Raw genomic sequence first — 22,487 nt, 5'->3', positions numbered from 1 at the left:
GTTTATGCAAACCGAACGTATGACCATGGCTCAGGCGCTGGTCAAATTCCTTAATCAACAATATATCTGTGTCGATGGCGTGGAAACACCCTTTGTCGAGGGCGTCGCCACCATCTTTGGTCACGGTAACGTGCTTGGCATTGGCCAGGCGCTGGAGCAGGCACCCGGTCATTTGCAGGTGATGCAGGGATGTAATGAGCAGGGAATTGCGCACATGGCGACCGGATTCGCCAAACAGCATCGGCGCCAGCGTATTTTTGCCGTGACGTCATCGGTTGGGCCGGGAGCGGCAAACATGGTGACCGCCGCGGCAACCGCGACGGCGAACCGTATTCCGCTGCTGCTGTTGCCTGGCGATGTCTACGCCAGTCGTCAGCCGGACCCGGTATTGCAGCAAATTGAGCAATACCATGACCTTGGCATCAGTACCAACGACTGCTTCCGCCCGGTCTCGCGTTACTGGGACCGGATTAACCGCCCGGAGCAGTTAATGAGCGCGATGCTAAACGCGATGCGAACGCTTACTGACCCCGCAGATACTGGTGCCGTAACTATTTGCCTGCCACAGGATGTGCAGGGGGAAGCCTGGGACTATCCGCAGAGCTTCTTTGCGCGCCGCGTTCATTTGATCGAACGTCGACCACCCGACCCGCAGCGTCTGGCGATGGCGCGGGCGCTGATTGCCCGCAAACGCCGTCCGCTGGTGGTATGCGGCGGCGGGGTACGATATTCCGGCGCGCATGAGGCGTTTCGTACGTTTGTTGAAACGCTGCAACTGCCGTTTGCCGAAACTCAGGCCGGAAAGGGAGCGCTGGTTAGTGACCACCCACTTAACCTCGGAGGCATTGGGGTAACTGGAGGGATGGCAGCGAATCAGCTCGCACCGCAAGCCGATCTGGTGATCGGCATTGGTACGCGCCTCACAGACTTTACCACCGGTTCGAAAGCGCTGTTTTCTCATCCGGAGGTTGAGTTCCTGCTGCTGAACGTGGCGGAGTTTGACGCACTGAAGCTTGATGCTACTGCGCTTATCGCCGACGCCCGTACCGGGCTTACGGCATTAACTGAAACACTGAAAGACTACCGCAGCGATTGGGGGAAGGAGGTCGCTAAGGCGCAAGAGGCCTGGCGCGATGAGTGCCAACGTTTATGGGAGCGCGACTGGCGTCCCGATGACGAACCCGAAGTGGCTGGGCATCTTGACGCTCAGCTGGCGGAATATGGCGACACGCTAAACACCCGGTTGACCCAGACGAAGGTGCTGGGGCTTATCAATCAGCACATTGAAGATAACGCTATCGTCGTGGGGGCCGCCGGATCGCTGCCTGGCGATTTACAGCGTATCTGGCAGGTCAAAACCCCGGATAGCTATCACCTGGAATACGGTTACTCCTGTATGGGCTATGAGATTGCGGCTGCTATTGGAGCCAGGCTGGCGAAGCCGCAGCAGCCGGTATATGCCATGGTGGGGGATGGCTCGTACATGATGCTGCATTCCGAGCTACAAACCGCCGTCCAGGAGGGGATAAAAGTCACTATCCTGCTGTTTGATAACGCCAGCTTCGGGTGTATTAACAACCTGCAGATGGGGCATGGGATGGGGAGCTTCGGTACGGAAAACCGTCACCGCAACCCGCAAACCGGACGGTTGGATGGGCCATTGGTGAAGGTCGATTTTGCTAAAAACGCTGAAAGCTACGGCTGTCGGGCATGGCGTGTACATGACGAGCAAAGCCTGCTGGCGGCGCTGGAAGCCTCGCGTGCGCATTCGGGACCTGTGCTGCTGGATATCAAAGTTCTGCCGAAAACCATGACCCACGACTATGCCTCCTGGTGGCGCACTGGCGATGCGCAGGTGGCAGAATCTCCGTCGGTGCGAAAAGCGGCTGAGCAGACGTTTGAGCAGATGAAAAACGCACGTCAGTACTAAAAGCGATTAATGCCGGATGGCGCCGCGCTTATCCGGCCTACAGCGGATTCTACCCCCAGGCCGGATAAGTCGTTAGCGCTGTCATCCGGTAACCTGCGACAACGAAATTTTCATTTCATTTTTCCTTTCTCTTCATCCATCGCCTCCTTCCTGAACGGAAGGGGGCTAATTCCTGCATCTTCCCTGTTGTTATGTTGTGATATTGATAACAGATTTTATCTCGATCATCTCAAAAGTGTTAACTTGCACCCAAAAACATAATTTTCACTATTTATAAAAATGAAATAAATGTTTTATTTAAAGGGTCGTTAGTTCATCGCATTCACCAACACCGGGAGCCGTTATGTTTAACATTGCTTTACTGGGCGCTGGCCGAATTGGCCAGGTACATGCAGCTAACATTGCCAGTCACAGTGCCACTACCCTCTGGTCCGTCGTCGACCCGAATAAGGAATTTGCCACCCGTCTTGCCACACAGTACCAGGCTCGTTTGCAAAGCCTGGATGAGGCGATGACGGACCCTAACGTTCACGCCGTGCTGATTGCCTCCGCGACCGATACCCATGCGGATCTGATTGAAATGGCCGCCCGCCACGGCAAAGCCATCTTCTGTGAAAAGCCGGTCCACCTGGATCTGGCCCGTGTACGCGACTGCCTGAAAGTGGTCAAAGAGTACGACGTACCGTTGTTTATCGGTTTCAACCGCCGCTTCGATCCACAGTTTCGCCGTGTGAAAACTGACGCACTGGCCGGGCGTATCGGAAAGCCGGAATCGCTGCTGATCATCTCCCGCGACCCGTCGCCGCCGCCTGCGGAATACGTGTGTGTGTCCGGCGGTATGTTCCGTGATATGACCATCCACGATTTTGATATGGCGCGCTTTATCATGGGCGAAGAGCCGGTTTCGGTGTATGCCCAGGGCAGCAATCTGGTGGATCCGGCGATTGGTGAAGCGGGCGATATCGATACCGCGTTCATCGTACTGAAATATGCCTCCGGCGCGATGGCGACCATCGTCAACAGCCGCCGCTCCTCCTACGGCTACGACCAGCGCCTTGAGCTACACGGCTCTGAAGGGCTGCTGTGCGCGGGCAATATTCTCGAAAACCAGGTGCAACACTACGCGAAGACCGGCTGCACCAGCGCGTTACCTGAACACTTCTTCTTGCAGCGTTATAAATCGGCCTATGCCGCGGAATGGGAACACTTTGTTGCGGTTCTGCGCGGCGAAGCAGTCCCTGATTGCAGCGGGGACGATGGTGAGCGTGCGCTGTATCTGGCGGATAAAGCGCTGGAGTCACTGCATAGCCAACGTGAAGTTCTCCTCTGATTGTCACCACAACCTACCCTACACAGAGAGACATAATAATGAAAAAACTGATCTTAGCTGTCCTCATCGCCATGACATCCGGGGCAGCCATTGCTGAAAACGAGCAAATTGTTTTCAGTACGCCAAACCTGGCGATGCCATTTGAAGTTCACATGCAGCGTACGGCGGTGAAAGCCGCAAAAGAGATGGGCGTGAATTTACAGGTCCTGGACGGGCAGGGTAGCTCGCCAAAACAGGTCGCTGACCTGGAAAACGCCATAACTCGTGGCGCACAGGGCTTTATTGTTTCACCGAACGATGTCAACGCGGTGTCCAGCGCGGTAGATGAAATTCAGGATGCGAAACTGCCCGTTGTTACCCTCGACCGCTCCGTTGACAGCCAGAAAAAAGTGCCGCACTTCGGCGCGAACAACTACAAGGGCGGTCAGGCGATTGGCGACTTTGTCAAAACCAAATTCCCTGACGGGGCAGACATTATTCTGCTGACTGGCCAGCCAGGCTCCTCCTCCAACATTGAACGTACTAAAGGCATTCGCGACAGCCTGAAGGCGGGTGGTGAAAAGTACAAGATCGTTGCCGATCAGACCGGTAACTGGATGCGTTCTGAAGGGATGCGCATTGTCGAAAGCGTTCTGCCTTCGTTGCCGAAGCGTCCGCAGGTGATCCTCTCCGCTAACGACGATATGGCGTTGGGCGCGATTGAAGCGTTACAGGGACAAGGACTGAAACCGGGTGAAGTTCTGGTCACGGGCTTCGATGCCGTGCCGGAAGCACTGGCGCGTGTGCGCGACGGCTGGCTGGCAGTGACGGCGGATCAGCGTCCTGGCTTTGCGGTGAAAACGGCCATGAGCCAGTTGGTGAATAACGTCCGTGAGAAGACTGCGATCACCGGGGCTGACTACCCGCCAACGCTTATCACCAAAGAGAACCTGCAGCAGGCCGAGCGTATTAGTGAGGCCGGTAACTGATATGTCCGCAGCCGCCGCGCAAGTGGCGGCTCTCTATGAGGAGGAGCAGACCGATGTCGCAACCCTTACTGAAAGTGACCGACCTGGCGAAAAGCTTTTCCGGCGTTTGGGCGCTGAGCAGCGCACAGCTGACCGTCGGAGCAGGCGAAATTCATGCGCTGTTAGGTGAGAACGGTGCCGGAAAATCGACCCTGCTGAAAGCGCTGGCGGGCGCACAGCCGCAAACACGCGGGGATATTTGGTTCAACGGCGAAACATTGCCGGTAGAAGACTCTCCGGTTGAGCGGCAGAACAAGGGCATTATCACGATTTATCAGGAATTTAATCTGCTGCCCAATATGACCGTCGCCGAGAATATGTTTCTCGGACGCGAACCGCGTAAACGCAATCTGATTGTTGACGAAAAGGCGGTAAATCAGGAAGCGCAGGTGATTCTGGATTACCTGCAACTGAACGTTGCGCCAACCACGGCCGTGGCCCGGCTGAGCGTGGCGCAGCAGCAAATGGTGGAAATTGCGCGGGCGCTGACGCTGAACGCAAAGCTGATCATTATGGATGAACCTTCCGCCGCGCTGAGCGACAGCGAAGTAGAAAGCCTGCATCGTGTGGTGCGGGAACTTAAAGGGCGTGGCGTGAGCATTATCTACGTCACCCATCGCCTGCATGAAGTTTTTCAACTCTGCGACCAGTTCACCGTTTTCCAGGATGGACGATTCACCGGGAATGGCGCGGTTGCACAGACCACCGTAGAACAGCTGATCCGCCTGATGGTGGGGCGCGATGTGGCCTTTAATCGCCGTCCGGCCAGCGAAACTCACCATGAAGATAAACCTGTGCGTCTGGCGGTGAAGGGGCTTAGCCGCGAAAAACCGCCGCTGGATCCGCATGGTATCGCGCTGCACGACATTAGCTTCCACGTGCATGCTGGCGAAGTGTTAGGCATTGCCGGACTGGTGGGTGCCGGGCGCACTGAAGTGGCCCGCTGCCTGTTTGGCGCCGACAGTTTTACTTCCGGCAGCTTTGAACTTGATGGCGTGCCATATCAGCCGCGCGATCCGCTGTTTGCGCTGGATCAGGGGCTGGCGCTGGTACCGGAAGATCGTAAAAAAGAGGGCGCGGTGCTTGGGCTGTCGATCCGCGACAACCTGTCGCTCTCCAGCCTCTCGTCACTGCTGCACTGGCGCTGGTTCGTGAATACCCGCAAAGAGGATGCCCTGATCGAGTCATACCGCCAGGCGCTGCAGATCAAAATGGTCAACAGCGCGCAGGAGGTGCGCAAGCTCTCCGGCGGGAACCAGCAGAAAGTAATCCTCGCGCGCTGCATGGCGCTTAATCCTCGGGTGTTGATCGTGGATGAACCAACGCGCGGCATCGATGTTGGCACCAAATCAGAAGTCCATCAGGTGCTGTTTGATATGGCGAAAAAGGGCGTGGCGGTGATCGTGATCTCCTCCGATCTGCCGGAAGTCATGGCGGTTTCCGATCGGATCATCACGTTAAGTGAAGGCCGGGTGACTGGCGAGATCCACGGCGACGACGCTAATGAAGAGCGGCTAATGACGATGATGGCCATCAACCACAACGCCCTGAATGCGGCATAACGGAGTGATTCATGACGCAGATTATTTCTAAAACGCAGGTTCCTGCCAAACGCGGCGGACGTCTTGATCCCATTGCCTTTTTTGAGCGCTTTGGGGTACTGATTTTCATGATCCTGCTGCTGATTTTCTTTCAGTTGCAGAACAGCAATTTTCTTTCTGAACGCAATATTTTCAACATTCTGACCGAAGTCTCCATCTACGGGATCATGGCGGTGGGGATGACGTTTGTCATTCTGACCGCCGGGATCGATCTGTCGGTGGGCTCCATCCTGGCGGTCTGCGCCATGACCGCCGCGTATGTGATTAAGGGCGACAACTTCACCACCGTCGACCCGAACGCCTGGGGTGGCATGAGCTGGCTGATTGGCCTTGGTATCTGTATGGCGATGGGCACCGCGATTGGTTTTCTGCATGGCCTCGGCGTGACCCGCCTGCGTCTGCCGCCGTTTATCGTCACCCTCGGCGGGATGACGATCTGGCGCGGCCTGACGCTGGTGATTAACGACGGCGCACCAATTGCCGGTTTCGACGCGGGATACCGCTGGTGGGGACGCGGCGAACTGCTTGGTATCTCCATTCCAATCTGGATATTCGCGCTGGTGGCGGTAGGCGGTTATCTGGCGCTACATAAAACCCGCTGGGGGCGCTTCGTGTACGCCATCGGCGGCAACCCGGAGGCGGCGCGTCTGGCAGGGGTTAACGTGAAGCGCGTGCTGGTGAGCGTCTACGTGTTAATTGGCTGTCTGGCAGGGCTGGCGGGCTTCATTCTCAGCGCGCGGTTGGGCAGTGCAGAAGCGGTCGCCGGGATCTCGTTTGAGCTGCGCGTTATCGCCTCGGTGGTCATTGGCGGTACCTCACTGATGGGCGGTTACGGGCGTATTGGCGGCACCATTATCGGCTCGATCATCATGGGCATCCTGATTAACGGTCTGGTGCTGATGAACGTCTCGGCTTACTACCAACAAATTATTACCGGCTTAATTATCGTTCTGGCGGTGGCGTTCGATACCTACGCCAAGAGCCGTCGCGGCGCATTGTGAGGATCATGATGAAAGAAGTTCGTATTGGATTGATTGGCACCGGGTATATCGGCAAGGCGCATGCCATCGCCTATGCCCAGGCCCCGACGGTGTTTAACCTGCGCGGCAAGCTGGTGCGCGAAATGGTGGCGGAAGTCTCTCCAGAGCTTGCCGCCGAGCGGGCGCAGGCGTTTGGCTTCAATCGCTCAACCGGAGACTGGCGTGCGCTGGTGGCTGACCCGGCCATTGATGTCGTGGATATCTGTTCTCCTAATCATCTACACAAAGAGATGGCGCTGGAAGCGATTCGCCATGGCAAGCATGTGTACTCGGAAAAGCCGTTGGCGCTGAACGCCCACGACGCGCGTGAAATGGTTGAGGCTGCACAGCGGGCAGGAGTGAAAACGCTGGTGGGGTTCAACTATATGAAGAACCCAACGGCGCAGCTGGCGAAAGAGATCATTGAGCGCGGAGAAATTGGTGAGGTGATCCATTTCTACGGCACCCACAACGAAGACTACATGGCCGATCCGCTTGCGCCGATCCACTGGCATTGTTTTAAAGAGACCGCCGGACTTGGTGCGCTTGGCGATCTGGCGGCGCATATCGTCAATATGGCGCAGTACCTGGTTGGGGATATTAAGCAGGTCTGCGGCGACCTGAAGATCGTGGTGCCACAGCGTCCGGCGAAAGTCGGTTCCTCGCAAATGGTGACGGTAGAGAACGAAGATCAGGCCCACGCGATGGTGCGCTTTGCAGGCGGTGCGCAAGGGGTGATTGAAACCTCGCGCGTTGCCTGTGGCCGCAAGATGGGGTTGTCGTATGTGATTACCGGGACCAAAGGAACCATCAGTTTTACTCAGGAGCGTATGGCTGAGCTGAAGCTCTATCTGCATGACGATCCGGTCAACCGCCAGGGGTTTCGCACTTTACTGGTTGGCCCGGCGCACCCGGACTACGGCGCGTTTTGCATGGGAGCCGGGCATGGTATCGGCTTTAACGACCAGAAAACAGTAGAAGTACGCGACCTGGTGGACGGCATTGCCGCCGATGCACCGATGTGGCCGGACTTTGAAGAGGGCTGGAAGGTGTCGCGCGTGCTTGACGCTATCGCACTCTCGCACCAGGAAGGCCGCTGGCTGAACGTGAACGACATTGTCTGAAGAGGTATCAACGTGGAAAAGCAGTTTGATGTGATATGCATGGGCCGCGTGGCGGTTGACCTCTACAGTCAGCAGATTGGCGCACGCCTGGAAGATGTGTCGAGCTTTGCCAAATATCTTGGTGGTTCGTCCGGCAACGTGGCTTACGGCACGGCACGCCAGGGACTGCGTTCTTCAATGCTGGCGCGGGTTGGCGACGAACATATGGGCCGTTTCCTGCGTGAAGAATTAAACCAGGTAGGCTGCGATACCAGCCATCTGATCACTGATAAAGACCGCCTGACGGCGCTGGTGCTACTCGGCATTAAAGACCGGGACACCTTCCCACTGATTTTTTACCGTGATAACTGCGCGGATATGGCGATTACCGCCAGCGATGTTGATGAACAGTACATCGCTTCTGCTCGTTGTCTTGCCATCACCGGGACGCATCTTTCTCATCCGCAAACCCGCGAGGCGGTGTTGACGGCGCTCGCTTACGCCCGGCGTCACGGCGTGCGTACGGCGCTGGATATCGACTATCGCCCGGTGCTGTGGGGGCTTACTTCCTTAGGCGACGGCGAAACGCGCTTTATCGCCGCCGAACAGGTCACCCGCCAGTTGCAGGAGGTGCTGCATCTTTTTGATGTAATTGTCGGCACCGAAGAGGAATTTCATATCGCGGGCGGCAGTACCGATACGCTGCAGGCGCTGTCTCAGGTTCGCGGCGTGAGTCACGCGACGCTGGTTTGCAAGCGTGGTGCGCTCGGCTGCTCGGTGTATACCGACGCCATCCCGGCCCGGCTTGACGATGGCCTGACGGTGACCGGCGTGCGCGTGGAGGTGCTGAACGTGCTGGGGGCAGGGGACGCGTTTATGTCCGGTCTGCTGCGCGGCTATCTTAACGATGAGGGATGGGAGCAGGCGTGCCGCTATGCAAATGCCTGCGGCGCACTGGTGGTATCACGTCACGGCTGTGCGCCAGCGATGCCGAGCAAAGTTGAGCTTGATGATTATCTTTCTCGCGCTGCAGAGGTTCCGCGTCCGGATCTCGATCCGCATCTCAACCATTTGCATCGCGTGACGACCCGTCGTCGCACATGGCCGGAACTGTGCGTGATGGCCTTCGATCACCGTAGCCAACTGGAAGAGATGGCGTTGCAGTGCGGCGCGTCTTTGAAGCGTATTCCGGCATTGAAACAGCTTATTTTGCAGGCCAGCCGTGAAGCGGCCAACAGCGCCGGGCTGGAGGGCAAGGCCGGGCTGCTGTGCGATGGTACGTTTGGTCAGGATGCGCTGAATGCGATAACCGGAGAGGGCTGGTGGATAGGTCGCCCTATCGAACTGCCGGGGTCGCGCCCGCTGGAGATGGAACACGGCAATATAGGCTCGCAGCTCATCAGTTGGCCGCAGGAACATGTGGTGAAGTGTCTGGTCTTTTTCCATCCGGAAGATGCCCACGCGTTGCGTCTGGAACAAGAACAGAAAATCGCTGAGGTGTACCGCGCCTGTTGCCAGTCCGGTCATGAGCTGCTGCTGGAGGTGATTTTACCGGCCAGTATGCCGCGCAGTGATGAACTGTATTTGCGCGCCATTTCCCGTTTCTACAACTTAGGGATCTACCCCGACTGGTGGAAACTCCCACCGCTGACTTCTGCTGGCTGGACGGCGTTGAGTGACATTATCGAACGGCGCGATCCGCACTGCCGTGGCGTGGTGATCCTGGGTCTGGACGCTCCGGCAGAGCAACTGCGTGCTGATTTTAAAGCGGCTGCGGGTCATGGGGTGGTGAAAGGATTTGCCGTGGGACGCACGCTGTTCGGCGACGCTTCCCGCGCGTGGTTGAAACACGATATTGACGATGCGCAGCTGGTGACGCGCATTAAAGATAACTACCTGCAGCTTATCGCCTGGTGGCGCGAGCGCGGACAAGCATAATTCAGGAGAAGATGATGACGGTACAATTAGGTATTAATCCACTGACATGGACGAATGACGATCTTCCTTCACTGGGCGCTGAGACGTCGCTTGATACGTGTCTGAGCGAGGGCAAAGAGGCTGGATTTGCTGGTTTCGAACTGGGCAACAAATTCCCGCGTGAGGCGCGACTGCTCGGCCCCATTTTGCAGCGCCACGACCTGCAACTGGTTTCCGGCTGGTACTCCGGACGTCTGCTGGAACGCAGCGTGGAGGAGGAGATTGCCGCTGTGCAATCGCACCTGACGTTACTGCGCGAACTGGGAGCGAAGGTGCTGGTCTTTGCCGAAGTCAGTGGCTGCATTCACGGCGAGCAGCAGACGCCGGTACATCTGCGTCCGCGCTTCCCGCAAGAGCGCTGGCAAGAGTACGGTGAAAAACTCACCGAGTTTGCGCGCTACACCCAGCAGCAGGGGGTACAGATTGCCTATCACCACCACATGGGAACGGTGATTGAATCTGCTGAAGATGTGGATAATATGATGACGAATACCGGTGATGAAGTTGGCTTGTTGCTCGACACCGGGCATTTGACCTTTGCGGGTGCCGATCCGTTGGCTGTGGCGCAGCGCTGGGCATCACGTATCAACCATGTTCACTGCAAAGACGTACGTGCCGACGTGCTGGCGGATGTCAAAAACCGCAAAACCAGCTTCCTTGATGCGGTGCTGAGCGGCGTCTTTACCGTGCCGGGAGATGGCTGCGTTGACTATCCGCCAATCATGGCATTGCTGAAGGCGAACCAGTATCAGGGGTGGCTGGTGGTGGAGGCGGAGCAGGATCCAGCCATCGCGCATCCGCTGACGTATGCGCGTCTGGGCTATAACAACCTTAGCCGTCTGGCGCGGGATGCCGGGCTTATCTGAGGAGGTGATATGTCACGTTTATTATCACGCTGGCAGCAGCCGGACGCGCAAGGGTGTACGCAGTCAGTGACGCCGGAAAGCGCCGGTTGGGGATATGTTGGCTTTAGAGCGTATGAACTGGAGGAAGGGCAGCAGCTTACGCTGCCCGCCGTCAGCGAAGAACGTTGTCTGGTATTGGTTGCCGGACGCGCGACCGTCACCACGCCGGGCGCAACTTTTACGGATATCGGTGAACGGATGAGTCCGTTCGAGCGTATCAAACCGTGGGCGGTTTATGTCACTTCTGGTGAAACCATACAGGTTCAGGCGGTGACCAGACTGGAGCTGGCGGTCTGCGCTGCACCGGGGAAAGGCACGCACCCAACACGGCTGATCGCACCTAAGGATATCGACGGGGAAGCGCGCGGCAAAGGCCACAACCAGCGCTACGTGCACAACATCTTACCGGAAGATAAACCCGCAGATAGCCTGCTGGTGGTGGAGGTGTGGACCAACGAAGGTTGTACCAGTTCTTACCCAAGCCATAAGCATGACACCGATAATCCCCCGCAGGAAACCTATCTGGAGGAGACTTACTACCATCGCCTCAACCCGCCGCAGGGATTCTGTATGCAACGGGTCTACACCGATGACCGGTCGCTTGACGAGTGTATGGCAGTCTATAACCGCGACGTGGTGATGGTGCCGAAAGGGTATCACCCGGTGGCAACCCTGGCGGGATATGACAGTTACTACCTTAACGTGATGGCCGGCCCGGTTCGCAAATGGATGTTTACCTGGGAAGATGAACATGTGTGGATTAACAGGGATTATCCGGTTGATAAGTAAGGTCATGAATGGCTTTTTTAACTGCGAGTCGTTTTTTTCCCTCCTTTTGATGAGTAAAAGGGGGAAGAATGGGATGACGGTTGGCGCTATTTAAGTGCTCATTATTCTCATAGCTCGCCTGGCCATGAGAATAATCCAAGCGTCGATATATTTGAGGTTATGGCAGTAGCCGGGGTGCTCTCGAAAACACCCCGGCTATCTTTTGTTGAGGGCTAATTAGAAATGATATTTCAGTCCTAACGTTGCCGAGCTGTTGTTATAACCGTTGTCTCCCATCTGGACGCCCACATTACCCCACAGATTTAAATCTGGTGTAATCTGGCCTTCGACACCCAGTTTAATCTCTCCCAGATTGCGTGCACCTTCCTGGCTGACGCTAACGTCGTCCATTTTAGTGCTAAAACTGCGTGTATTATGGAGCCAGTTAGCTTCAATAAATGGCTGGAATTCGCGGCCTTTGCCCTCATCCATTTTATTAAAGCTTTTCAGGTAGGCTCTGGCTCCAAGACGGGTTTGAATATTACCGTTACCATTCATCTCGATACGCGTTCCGTTAGCTTCCCGATGGTCATCAGATTTGACCCCCATCCAGGTAACCTGCGCCTGCGGTTGAACATACCACTCATTAACGGTTCCTTTGCTGCCAGAGAATTCGCCAACTTTAAAGGTATATCCCGTTTCAACAGAAGCTGTCAGACCTTTGGATTTATAGGACTCAGAAGCCAGTCCTTCACCTTTTACATGGTTGTCAAACCATCCATATTGTGCCCAACCGTCGAGGTACAGGCCTTTATGGTCGGTGTTATCGGCAAACCATGTAGCATAAAGGCCAGTGCTATAGCCATTGACGCTACCTCGCGAGGTGTAACCCGTTGCTGATGAGCGGGTCTGATTATTGTCATGACCATACCCGGCCATGATCCCGAGACGCCAGCTATCATGCCCGTTGGTTGAGCCCTGCGCGATATCGCTGCCGAGTTGCATCACATAGCGATTACTTTGAGTACGTAATTGGCTGCTACCGTCATACCAACTTTGGTGGCCACCTGCCTGACGCATCCACATACCGGTGGTTTTCATCTCTCCGGTTGACACATCTGTGTACTGAGCTTTGCCCGAGCGAGCGTGTAACTGCATGTTAAACATGGTGTTTACGGCAGCATGGTTCGCGGTATAGGTCCCTCCTTCCGGGCGAAGCATATGCTCTGTGGGCGAAACCGGTTTTTCGGGTATTTCAGGCTTATTCAACTGACTGGTCAGATACCAGTGATTATTGTTAGCCCCCTGACCTCGAACCAATGAATAATCATACGCGCCCGCAGTGATACGCCCGCTCTGAGTAAAATCACCATCAGAACGGCCATCAACATGAATAAGCTCAATCCCCTCCAGAGTTTGTGAACCCTGGCCTCCTGCATTGGTGACACTGACTTGAGTATTACCAGTGGTATCACCTTTTACAATAAGCTTATCGGTGGCTGAACGGTCGTCCCCCAGAACCGTATCAAAATTAATAACACCATTGTCGCCGTGGTAATTTCCTTCAACAATCAGCTGATTGCCTGCGGACTGTCCAATATTCCCTAAAGATATCGCACCCTGGTTGGTGAGATCTCCGCCAACAGTAAAGTGGCCTGATGCTCCATTTCCGGCAACAAACAGTCCGGCATTATGGATACTGCCTAGTACCGTTCCCGCGCCTGAAAGCATACCGGCAGAAGATATATTGACCTGCTGGCTCGCTAAGGTAACAGGTGCATCCTCCTGACCCAGCATCAGACCCCCTTGTTGAATATCAGTGGTGCCGGTATAGGTGGAATCTGCAGTCAGAGTGATAGTGCCCTGACCCTGCTTGATGACATTACCGCTGCCATCGACCTGGTTTTGCATGGTCCAGTCATCCAAGCTGTTAAGGATCATGTCACCCTGATTATGAATGGTCGCCTCTCCCAGATGTTCGGCGGCTGACGCCACTAATTGTGTGTTTTTATCCAGGTTAAGCTGGCCGCTAAATCCACTGTTATCCCCCTCAAGAGCGACGTTAGATTCGCTGAATGAAACTTCACCCTTACCGCTAAGGTTGTTGGACAAGTGTCCCTCAACGGCATTGAGATTGAGGTGGCCATCGGAAATAATCTCCCCGGTCCCCAATCCCTGAACATTATCCAGAGTGACCTCTGCGCCGGAAGCGATGGTCGTTGTTGCGCTTAAGGACGCATTATTGCCCTTCACGCTAAAGACACCGTTATCTATATTCAGATTACCGCTGCCGACCAATGCTCCTGCGGATGTTCCGCCGTTAGAAATCGTCAGGCTACCGCCATTAATATTCAGAACTGATCCCACCGCGCTGGTTAGCTGCCCAATCGTCTGGCTATGCCCATTCATATCCAAAACGGTCTCTTCTGCCATCTGCAGACCTGCTGTATGGCCCAGTACATTATCATTGAGCATCAGTAGATTACCGCTGCGCAAATCGGTCAGACCGGTGTAATCATTATTCAAACCTGACAGTGAAACTGTGTGGCCTTTCTGGCTGTCGAGCGCCAGATCCCCGGAGCCGGTCAGGCGGGAACTCAATTCCGCAGCCGCTCCGGTTTTTCCGTTGGCGTTCAGGATCAATGCATTCTGACCCTGTCCTTGTAATTCAATCTGTGTCAGACCGTAGCCCACATAAAGGCCGTCATGATTTTGCCCACTGGTCAGGCGATAGTCATACGTTCCCTTTGCTACAACCTGTCCGTCCTGGCTGATGTCATGCTGAACAGCATCTGTTATCGCGTTACCGTTCAGATCTTGCAGTTGCAGGTTTCCGGCATCTCCTGTTACAACGGTTGCTGAATTGGTGGAAACCAGCTTAATTTCCGCATTGGCGTCTTCCTGCTCCATTAAGGAGAGACCGGTATCAATACCCTGAGATATGGCGTCCACTACGCCCACAGGATTCACCTGCACAGCACCAGACCCAGTCAGGTCTAACTGATCTTTAACATTCACCATTTTGTCGGTTTGGTGTATGCCGGGGGTAATGTTACCAAACTCAATGGTACCGCCAGAAAAGGCCAGGCTTCCAATGGACTGTGTGCCAGTGCCCAGTGAAATTTCACTTCCTTTTCCTGCAATCAGCCCTGCTTTTGCAAGAGAATCGGTGTTGGTTCCCTGCAGGTTGAATGTCGTATTCTGTAACGCCAGAGCACCAGTGAACCCAGAGGTCGCTGTGCTATTTTTAAAAGAGAAAGCGTGATTTCCCGTATCGACACTCAGGATGCCGGACCCAGAAATCTTGTGGTTAAACAACCAGTCGCTGGTGCTATTGAGCTGCAGTTTCCCGGCAACGGATAACCCGGCAGAGCCCAGGTTTTTCTGATCGGACACGGTCGCAACGGCACCCGATTCAACATTGATCTTGCCTTTAAAGGCGCTGTTATCACCCATTAACGCCACATTTCCGGCGCCGACGGAGATAATACCGTTCCCCGTAATCTTATTGGTGAACTCCATGTCATCTTGAGCGTTCAGCAAGAGTTTGCCGCTATTGCTAATATCAGCGGTTCCCAGGTTCTGCGTAACCCCAAGGGTGGCATTCTTGGCAATTTTTACTTTGCCGCTAAATTTTGAGTTATCTCCGGACAAAAACGTTGTGCCATTAAGCGCATTGATATTACCCAGCCCCTCACTGCCGCTTGATATATCAGCTGTTATATTGGCGTTATCACTGGTGTGGTTCAGTGTGATTTTTTTATTGTCCGTACTAGCCCAAACGAATTCTATTTTCTTGGCGTCAATAATCCCAGCAGCTTTAGCTTTCTCTCCTTCTTGAGCGCCTAATGCTAATTCTGAGTTCGTACTCAAGCTAATTTCTGGAGCAGAGATTTTCCCCATATCTGATACCACTAAAGTGGTATTTGAGTCTTGGTTAAAATACCCCAGACTTAATTTCTCACTGGCGTTAATTTCTCCCTTGTTATTAACCGACAGGAATTGATCGCCACCGTAGCTCTTGAAAACACCCATGAAGAATGTTTGAGTATTTACCTGGCTACCTTCGCCGCTAATGTTTCCCCTTTCATAGGTAAGACGACTGGTCCCTTTAACATGAATCTTACCGCCATCAGACACGTTAAAATAACCGCCAGTTCGCCAGTTGTCTGATGCGCTGTCATATAAGTCGTCAGCATAGAGTTCGCTGCCTGCATTGGACACGTTAAGGTAACCCGTACCTCTCAGCAGAACGTTTAGCTCACCATTGATACGCACTGTTCCTTGGGTAATATCCAGCCCACCACCTGATGTGAAGGTCAGGCGGGGGCGAGAGTCCGGCGCATTAATCACCAGGTTGGCGTTATCTTTTACATTGATATGGTAATTAATGGAGTGACTGTTTTGGCCAAAATCAATGGTGTTATCTGTGATGACATCAATATCATCAGCAAAAGCCATTGATGAGCATAGCGCTACAGCACCGGCTAATAACGCCCTGGACTTTTTTTTCGTGTTCTTCCTTCCCAGTTCGGAGCACACACACCAGCAATTACGGACTTTACTCCATTTTATTTGATATATTTTGTTCATAAACTCTCCGCAAAATAATCATAATAAAAATTTAACACTTTTGGGGTGAAATATTTATCGGGATACATTTTTGAGAGTGAAAATGTAGATCTCCGAATTGATGATATATGTCACGTGTCATTAATGTGATGTAAACATCGATACCGGATACTCGATTCAAGTCTCCCTGCGTAGTTTGTCACGTGATAAATTAATTTTGATAATATAGCCATCTGGTTGGAAATATTTTACCTGAGGTTTTGTCGATATTTCCAGCCCCTTTATTATATTGCTGCTTGTTTTCAAATCAACGGGGAAAGGGGAATCATCGAGAGTGAACTTAGCTTTGCTAAAGCTATTACAGTTCTGAGTCTTAGTGGGTAGAGGACGCGTGGACAATATATAGAAAGGGAGATAGCCGCCACGCTGCGGCTATCTCCTGTTTATATCCCGATCAGAAATTTGGTTGATGGTTCTCAACTACCCAGACGGTGAGTACTTTTTCCAATGTTTTATCTCCCGTCGTCGCCTTCGCTCTCACCCAACTTACACCGGCCGTATCCGTTCTCAGTTCAGAGTAAGCATTCCCTAACTTAAAGTTGGTTTTATCCGGCGTCATCGTAAAGGTTCCGCTGCCGGGTTTGGCTTTGCTGCCTGCGCTAAATTCGACACTGCCGTTTAACGGGTTACCGAATTTATCCTGCAACCGGGCCATAAAGCCTACCGGCTCAAGGTTGGCAACGGCATAGCCAGGATCCTGCTCCAGAGTGAGTACTGGATTCTGGGCATCGGCATTCAGCGTTAGCGAAGCATTTGCCGAGACATTGCTACCGTGTTCAGCCAATGTGGCGGTCAGCGTGTAACGACCCGCCTTATTACCGTGGACATTTACAGTCGCAGTACCGGAACCATTGGTGGTGACAAGCGTATTGTCAATCACCAGAGGATCGCGTGGCGATGGGCCTGTAGCCGTAATTTTCAGCTTACGGTTGCTGACGCTGTTCCCTGATGTATCGGTCAGATGCAGGGTAAACGCCACGTTATCCACATCACTGACTACGGCGGATGTCGTTGACGGTTCGATCGTCAACGCGGCATTTTGTAGATCCGATACCACCTCAATCGCCTTACTCGCCGTAACGCGTTTACCCTCTTTGATGAAGGTTGCCTGCAATTGATAGTGCCCGGCTTCTGCGGCAATAAAGGTTGTTGATGCCATTCCTTTCTCATCCAATGTCAGTTCGGACTGGCCCAGTTTTAATCCACTGGTAGGGGAACTGGTCAGGTGCACGTCACCACTAAATGGGTTGTTTTCACCGTCGACAACCTGTACCTGAATTTCATGTGCCGCTGATGCGTTTGCCACAATGCTCTCAGACGGTGCGGTCAAATTCAGCACTGCGCTGTTAATATCAGGTACGAATTCCAGGTCAACGCTTGAGGACTCAACGCTGTGCTGCCCATCTGTAACCCTGGCATTAACGGTGTAATGACCTGCCTTAACCGTAGTTAACGTTACCGTCGCGTAACCGTCTTTATTGGTGGTGATTTTCTCCGGGTACACGAGCCCTTGTGGCGTGACGATAAGCTCCACTTTCTGCCCTTCAACCGACGCGGCGGTATTGTTGAGCATGATCTCAAGCGTGGCACCATCGCGGCCGTTTGCTGCAATATTGGTGATTGCGCCATTGTCTTTGGCTGTCAGAGACAATGTTGCCCCCTCCATTGCAGAGGCAAATGTTACGCTTAGCGATGAGCTGATGTTCCCCGCGCTTAGCGTAATATCATAAGTTCCCGGCGTTGAACTGGTCAGTGAGAATCTTGCTTCACCTTTGGCATCGGTCTTCACAACGTTCTCCCCATTCGCGATCTTAACCTGTGGCGGTAACGCCAGGGTGACCGTGTATCCGGACAGCGGGTTCCCATAACGGTCGGTCAGGGTAACGACCGCGACATTACTCTGTTTGCCATCCGCCAGCGCATTGTCCCTGGTCAGGTTAAAAGCCTGCACCACCGGTTGCGTTTTGTCGGCAATCCAGTTGGCTTGTTTTTCCAGCCCGGAGAAATCATGTTTTTGTGACGTCACACCAATGCGTGTCGCCTGAGCCAGTTCAGACGTTGCCTTAGCGCTGTACACGCCGTCTTTCTCTTCTACGGCAGTAAAACGGACCTCGCCGCTGGCTGAAACAGCATAAAAACGTAAGCTGTCGTCGCCGGTGATGGCATTCCCGTCTTTATCTTTTGCTTCTAACGCCAGGCTAATCGGGTGTCCAACGACCTGCTCCATGGGCATTACCGTGAATGTCGATTTTGCCGCCTCTGCGGAAACCGCTTTTAGTTTCACCGTCAGGGTTTCTGTTTTACCCAGAACTTTAGCGGTTATGCGTGCCGTCCCCGCCGTTAAACCCGGCGTCAGCGTGGCGGTATACACCCCGGAGCGGGTTTCCTGCACTTCACCAAGCTTTGGAGCCTGTGCCGAACGCTCACGATTTCTCTGTGCGTCAGGTGTAAACGCTAAAGACAACTCAATGTCATGTGCAAGTCCTGTTAACGGATTACCATTGGTATCTTTAAGCACCAGCGTAACCGGATGCTGTGACTTCCCGTCAGCAGCGATGATCGGTTGCTGCTCGCCGTTCAATGTAAAATCCATTGTGCCGACAGAGGCCGAACTCCTCGTCACCGTCACGTCCATCACCGCATAGTTAGAGGCGTTTCCTTTAACATCTCGCGCCATTGCACCGATTTGCCAGTGATTAGTGCCGCCTGGTGTATAAGCGGGTAACGTCAGTTGCCATGATGTGCCGCTACCGGAAATGCGTCCGCCAGCGGCGGTAAATGCGCTATCGTTCCACTCTACCGACTGAATGCCCCAGTGGGATTTATCCAGCGAAATAGTCACCGGAATAACGGCGCCACCTTCCCCCTGTACGCTTTCAGGCAGGCGGATTTTCAGAACCGATTTTTTGCGGTATTCCAGAACAATATTGTTATTTCGTTCGACAAAATCGTAGCGTCCGTGCTGAACTTCGCGCATTAACGCAACATTGTCGCTGTCCAACTGCTTCGCCAGCGGGATGCCGGGGCGATAGTTAATCTCTATGCCGAAGCGTGAATCATGAGTATTGCTCTGCCCCTGCTTGTGTTCAGCGGAAAGCGTAACTAGCGGAACCGGCGTATAGCTGATCCCGCCTGTAAAGGCGTACGGATTTTCCTGAAGATGATTGCTGCCAAAGAGGCCGACATTCTTGCCGTAATACTTTTCATATTTAAGCGATGCGCCCAGTTGCGGATACGATGGCAACCAACCTTGGGTATAGATATCCCATCCATCCGCCGGACGTTCCTGATAATCATCCAGATCGTGGGAATCCTTCCATTTTGATAATCTTAAATAAGCATTTGCGCCTGCGCGTAAATAATCTCGCCAATACTCAACGCCTGCACCCATACGTGCGTGATGACGACTTAAATCGTAGTCATAAAATAAGTTTGCGCCAAGCATTGAATTATCCGCCGTGAAGTAGCGATAACCCATACCGATATTAGTTTGGGTTCTGTCATCGGTACGGTGAAGCGATGTCTGGCTAAATAAAACATGCTGCTTTGTATCAACCCACGGATAAAGGAAATCGAACGCCGAATCTTTCAACGAGAAAGCGTCATCGACGTTGAGTTGAATACGCGCATTACCGTACTTCTGTAGCCACTCTACCACCTCCTTCGTTGCCTGTGCTGAGACGGTATTGGCAGCAAAACTGCCCGCATGGCCGTTTTCAATACTTCTGCCAGCCTGCGCGGCGAGAGAAGACAGACCGCGCAGTTCTTGCTGTTCTGCGGTGGCCTGCGATGCCTTAACGGCTGACGCATGGCTGATGGTTGGCGTGAAGCTAAGAAGGGCAGGATACAGAGCCTGCAAAGCGATTGTTGACCATGCGACAACCTTATTAACGGGGCCTGTTGCCCCATTGCTCCGCGAAATTTTCTTATTTGACATTTGTAACTCCAATATCAATTAAAAAAATCAAAGGTTATTTCATGTACTGAACGGGATGCGTAATATATGTATTTAGTAGGAAAATTCAAGAGTTGTTCATGGAGAAGTTAACTGGATATTTTTACACTATGCGGCATTGTGGGCTGTTTAACGATGTCGAACGTTTAAATGACGAATGTATTTAAAAAATACGTTTCTTTTTATCGTGATGATTTTAAGCCTGTAGGGATATTATTTAACCATGGTCGTTCACTGTTAAATAAAAAGAGTTATCAGGAAATTAATCTGCCTGTTCGTATTCAGCTATCATCACGTTCTCCGGATCTAAGTCTGGAACGTGTCAACACTTTCAGGACGGGTCAATAGACACAAAAAAGCCCTCAGCTTGCGCTGAGGGCTTTCACCGGTGTTTGGTGGAGCTGGCGGGAGTTGAACTCGCGTCCGAAATGTATTTAACTAATTGAAAATAAACAATTATTTCACCATATCAGGCTTCAAGTGCATTTTACGCGCATATTGATGTCTGTCTAACGTCCTGATTCCGTCCAACATTTTGAAATATTCCCCCTTTACAGAGCTGCTGAAATCGCGGTTTTGCCGTCATATTCAGCTAGGTATTTACCGTAATTGCGGAACAACATTTCCGGCCCTTTGTGGCCCATCTGTCCAGCAAGCCAGAAGAGGTTAACGCCCTGGCTAATATGCTTGGTGGCGAACGTGTGACGGGTCTGGTACGGGTTACGGTAACGCACGCCTGCTTTTTTCAGTGTCGGTACCCATGCTTTTTTGCGGATCGCGTCGGCGTTCGCCCATGGCTCCCCCGTTTTCGGATCGCTGAATATGAACTCACTTTTCATAAAGGTGTATTGTTTCTGCGCCTGCAGGGCTGCCAGTGCCTCACTGTTCAGCTCCACCTTACGGGTACCGGCTTTTGTCTTGGTACCTTTAAGTACCCCTACGACACTGGCTGCCTGTACGTGGGCAGTGTTCGCTATAGTATCGAGATCAGGCCAGCGCAGCGCGCACAGTTCGGAGCTCCGCAGACCGGTATTGAAGGCGAAGCGGAACAGGTTTTCCCATTCCGGGTATTTGCAGCTCTGGTAAATAGCGAGGGTTTCCGCTGGCGTGAACGGGTCAACCTCATAATCGTCAGCGCTTGGACTGTTGTCGATCACATGGTACCGGCTGGCGCTGACAAGGGTTACCGGGTTTATAGTCAGCAAGCCATCCGTCACCGCTTCATCGATGGCGCTGCGCAGAAACGAGAGGTTATTCCTGGTCGTTTTCAGCTTCGTTTTCCGGCTGGCTATCCAGTTTTTAAGGACAGCAGGTGTCAGTTCTGAGACATGGAGTTTATGCAGAGCTGACAGCGCCGACAGGCATTTTTCATAACCGTTGATGGTCGACGGAGACAGGTTGCGGTTCTGGCAGATTTTCAGGTACTCGTCCAGGTAAGACTTTATATTTTTGGTCTTCTTCACTACCCCGAACAGTTCCAACTTTTTTGAGTTAGGGAAATATTTAGCATATTCAAAGGTTCCGCTGACGATCTGGTTTTGTATCTCCCCGAGCAGGCGCTCGGCGTACTTCACACCGCGCGCGTTCGCTTCCATTTTGGAGAGGGGCTCCCGGCACAGAACCCCTTTGTATGTAAAAGTGATAACCAGAGTGTCGCCAGTTTTATGCTGGCGGATGGTTACTCCTCTTGGGAGAGATAATGATCCTTGTTCTTTCTTGCCCACTTTGAAACCTCCGTTAAGTCAATCCAGCGTTCTTTAACGCCATCGACTTTTAATACATGTACTCCCTCCTTCCATAACCCCCTTTGTATCCGTTTGTTAACGGCTTCTACCGTTTCCCCCGCGTCCCTGCAGTACGTAGAAAGGGGTACACAGTCAAGAGTCATGGCTGACCTCCTGCCCAAATGCTTGGGCATTTTCCAGTTCATTAGCTGCATAAATCAGGGCGTTGTGATGTGCTCGAAAACCACCATCGAGTTCGCGAGCAGCTTTGTCGCGCAAGATGTCGATCGCTGCCTGATAGTCACTCTGACAATCGACTGACTTTTCAGCCGAACTGGCTGGCAGTTCCCCCAGTACCATCAACATGTTTTCCGGGTCGATCGGGATGGTGGTGAGACCCAACTCTTTGGCTTCCGATGCTAAACGGGTCCAGCGTTCAATAATTTCAGTGGTATCTTTTTTCATGGCATACCTCAGAAACCCATTAAAAATTTATACTCAATAAGCGCGCCGAAAACGACGGCCACCAGTAACAG

At 53.1% G+C, this 22,487-nt stretch carries 14 protein-coding genes; 9 read left to right on the top strand and 5 right to left on the bottom strand.

Going from position 1 to position 22,487, the window contains the following annotated elements; all coding sequences use genetic code 11:
- Positions 1-4: 4 nt before the first annotated feature.
- From iolD to iolB, 9 genes are all read left to right on the top strand, one after another.
- Positions 5-1,930, top strand: coding sequence for a 3D-(3,5/4)-trihydroxycyclohexane-1,2-dione acylhydrolase (decyclizing) (gene iolD / locus SK38_RS16695; protein ID WP_048236589.1), 1,926 nt, complete (start codon positions 5-7; stop codon positions 1,928-1,930).
- A 343-nt stretch (positions 1,931-2,273) separates the two neighbouring features.
- Positions 2,274-3,260 carry an inositol 2-dehydrogenase gene (gene iolG / locus SK38_RS16690; RefSeq protein WP_048236588.1) on the top strand — a complete coding sequence of 329 codons (987 nt, stop codon included), beginning with the start codon at positions 2,274-2,276 and terminating at the stop codon, positions 3,258-3,260.
- A 38-nt stretch (positions 3,261-3,298) separates the two neighbouring features.
- Positions 3,299-4,228 carry a sugar ABC transporter substrate-binding protein gene (locus SK38_RS16685; RefSeq protein WP_003839787.1) on the top strand — a complete coding sequence of 310 codons (930 nt, stop codon included), beginning with the start codon at positions 3,299-3,301 and terminating at the stop codon, positions 4,226-4,228.
- 53 nt (positions 4,229-4,281) lie between these two features.
- The gene (locus tag SK38_RS16680) at positions 4,282-5,829 is read left to right on the top strand and encodes a sugar ABC transporter ATP-binding protein (RefSeq protein ID WP_008785559.1); all 1,548 of its coding nucleotides are present in this window, start codon (positions 4,282-4,284) and stop codon (positions 5,827-5,829) included.
- Between the two features lie 11 nt (positions 5,830-5,840).
- Positions 5,841-6,869: an ABC transporter permease gene (locus SK38_RS16675; RefSeq protein WP_003826102.1), complete on the top strand. Its 1,029-nt coding sequence runs from the start codon at positions 5,841-5,843 to the stop codon at positions 6,867-6,869.
- 8 nt (positions 6,870-6,877) lie between these two features.
- Positions 6,878-8,011, top strand: coding sequence for a Gfo/Idh/MocA family protein (locus SK38_RS16670; RefSeq protein ID WP_048236587.1), 1,134 nt, complete (start codon positions 6,878-6,880; stop codon positions 8,009-8,011).
- A gap of 12 nt (positions 8,012-8,023) precedes the next feature.
- Positions 8,024-9,928 carry a bifunctional 5-dehydro-2-deoxygluconokinase/5-dehydro-2-deoxyphosphogluconate aldolase gene (locus SK38_RS16665; RefSeq protein WP_048236586.1) on the top strand — a complete coding sequence of 635 codons (1,905 nt, stop codon included), beginning with the start codon at positions 8,024-8,026 and terminating at the stop codon, positions 9,926-9,928.
- Between the two features lie 14 nt (positions 9,929-9,942).
- Positions 9,943-10,833: a myo-inosose-2 dehydratase gene (gene iolE / locus SK38_RS16660; protein ID WP_048236584.1), complete on the top strand. Its 891-nt coding sequence runs from the start codon at positions 9,943-9,945 to the stop codon at positions 10,831-10,833.
- Between the two features lie 9 nt (positions 10,834-10,842).
- Positions 10,843-11,661 carry a 5-deoxy-glucuronate isomerase gene (iolB, locus tag SK38_RS16655; protein ID WP_048236583.1) on the top strand — a complete coding sequence of 273 codons (819 nt, stop codon included), beginning with the start codon at positions 10,843-10,845 and terminating at the stop codon, positions 11,659-11,661.
- Between the two features lie 216 nt (positions 11,662-11,877).
- Here the strand turns inward: iolB and SK38_RS16650 are convergent, their stop codons facing one another.
- The 5 genes from SK38_RS16650 to SK38_RS16630 all read right to left on the bottom strand — a co-directional run bounded on the left by SK38_RS16650 (position 11,878) and on the right by SK38_RS16630 (position 22,416).
- Positions 11,878-16,233, bottom strand: coding sequence for an autotransporter outer membrane beta-barrel domain-containing protein (locus SK38_RS16650; RefSeq protein WP_048236581.1), 4,356 nt, complete (start codon positions 16,231-16,233; stop codon positions 11,878-11,880).
- Positions 16,234-16,666: 433 nt separating this feature from the next.
- Complete coding sequence (locus tag SK38_RS16645) at positions 16,667-20,209, bottom strand: inverse autotransporter beta domain-containing protein (protein WP_048236579.1); 3,543 nt, start codon at positions 20,207-20,209, stop codon at positions 16,667-16,669.
- Positions 20,210-20,778: 569 nt separating this feature from the next.
- Positions 20,779-21,951: an Arm DNA-binding domain-containing protein gene (locus tag SK38_RS16640; protein WP_048236578.1), complete on the bottom strand. Its 1,173-nt coding sequence runs from the start codon at positions 21,949-21,951 to the stop codon at positions 20,779-20,781.
- Positions 21,906-22,115 carry a hypothetical protein gene (locus SK38_RS25250; RefSeq protein WP_048236576.1) on the bottom strand — a complete coding sequence of 70 codons (210 nt, stop codon included), beginning with the start codon at positions 22,113-22,115 and terminating at the stop codon, positions 21,906-21,908. The genes SK38_RS16640 and SK38_RS25250 overlap by 46 nt, the downstream gene beginning before the upstream one ends.
- Entirely contained in the window at positions 22,105-22,416 is a 312-nt protein-coding gene (locus SK38_RS16630) for a hypothetical protein (RefSeq protein ID WP_048236574.1), read from the bottom strand. The genes SK38_RS25250 and SK38_RS16630 overlap by 11 nt, the downstream gene beginning before the upstream one ends.
- Positions 22,417-22,487 lie beyond the last annotated feature (71 nt).

Origin of the sequence: Citrobacter sp. MGH110, assembly GCF_001037515.1 — a bacterium.
GTDB lineage: Bacteria > Pseudomonadota > Gammaproteobacteria > Enterobacterales > Enterobacteriaceae > Citrobacter > Citrobacter portucalensis.
The sequence above is the reverse complement of the archived record's forward strand: the minus strand, read 5'-3'. Positions and strand labels throughout refer to the sequence as shown.

What these genes read in the sequence shown, in the direction of transcription:
- SK38_RS16685 (WP_003839787.1), top strand. Translation starts at nt 3,299, where the DNA reads ATGAAAAAACTGATCTTAGCTGTCCTCATCGCCATGACATCCGGGGCA.
- iolE (WP_048236584.1), top strand. Translation starts at nt 9,943, where the DNA reads ATGACGGTACAATTAGGTATTAATCCACTGACATGGACGAATGACGAT.
- SK38_RS16645 (WP_048236579.1), bottom strand. Translation starts at nt 20,209, where the DNA reads ATGTCAAATAAGAAAATTTCGCGGAGCAATGGGGCAACAGGCCCCGTT.
- iolB (WP_048236583.1), top strand. Translation starts at nt 10,843, where the DNA reads ATGTCACGTTTATTATCACGCTGGCAGCAGCCGGACGCGCAAGGGTGT.
- iolG (WP_048236588.1), top strand. Translation starts at nt 2,274, where the DNA reads ATGTTTAACATTGCTTTACTGGGCGCTGGCCGAATTGGCCAGGTACAT.
- SK38_RS16630 (WP_048236574.1), bottom strand. Translation starts at nt 22,416, where the DNA reads ATGAAAAAAGATACCACTGAAATTATTGAACGCTGGACCCGTTTAGCA.
- SK38_RS16670 (WP_048236587.1), top strand. Translation starts at nt 6,878, where the DNA reads ATGAAAGAAGTTCGTATTGGATTGATTGGCACCGGGTATATCGGCAAG.
- SK38_RS16650 (WP_048236581.1), bottom strand. Translation starts at nt 16,233, where the DNA reads ATGAACAAAATATATCAAATAAAATGGAGTAAAGTCCGTAATTGCTGG.
- SK38_RS16680 (WP_008785559.1), top strand. Translation starts at nt 4,282, where the DNA reads ATGTCGCAACCCTTACTGAAAGTGACCGACCTGGCGAAAAGCTTTTCC.
- SK38_RS25250 (WP_048236576.1), bottom strand. Translation starts at nt 22,115, where the DNA reads ATGACTCTTGACTGTGTACCCCTTTCTACGTACTGCAGGGACGCGGGG.
- SK38_RS16675 (WP_003826102.1), top strand. Translation starts at nt 5,841, where the DNA reads ATGACGCAGATTATTTCTAAAACGCAGGTTCCTGCCAAACGCGGCGGA.
- iolD (WP_048236589.1), top strand. Translation starts at nt 5, where the DNA reads ATGCAAACCGAACGTATGACCATGGCTCAGGCGCTGGTCAAATTCCTT.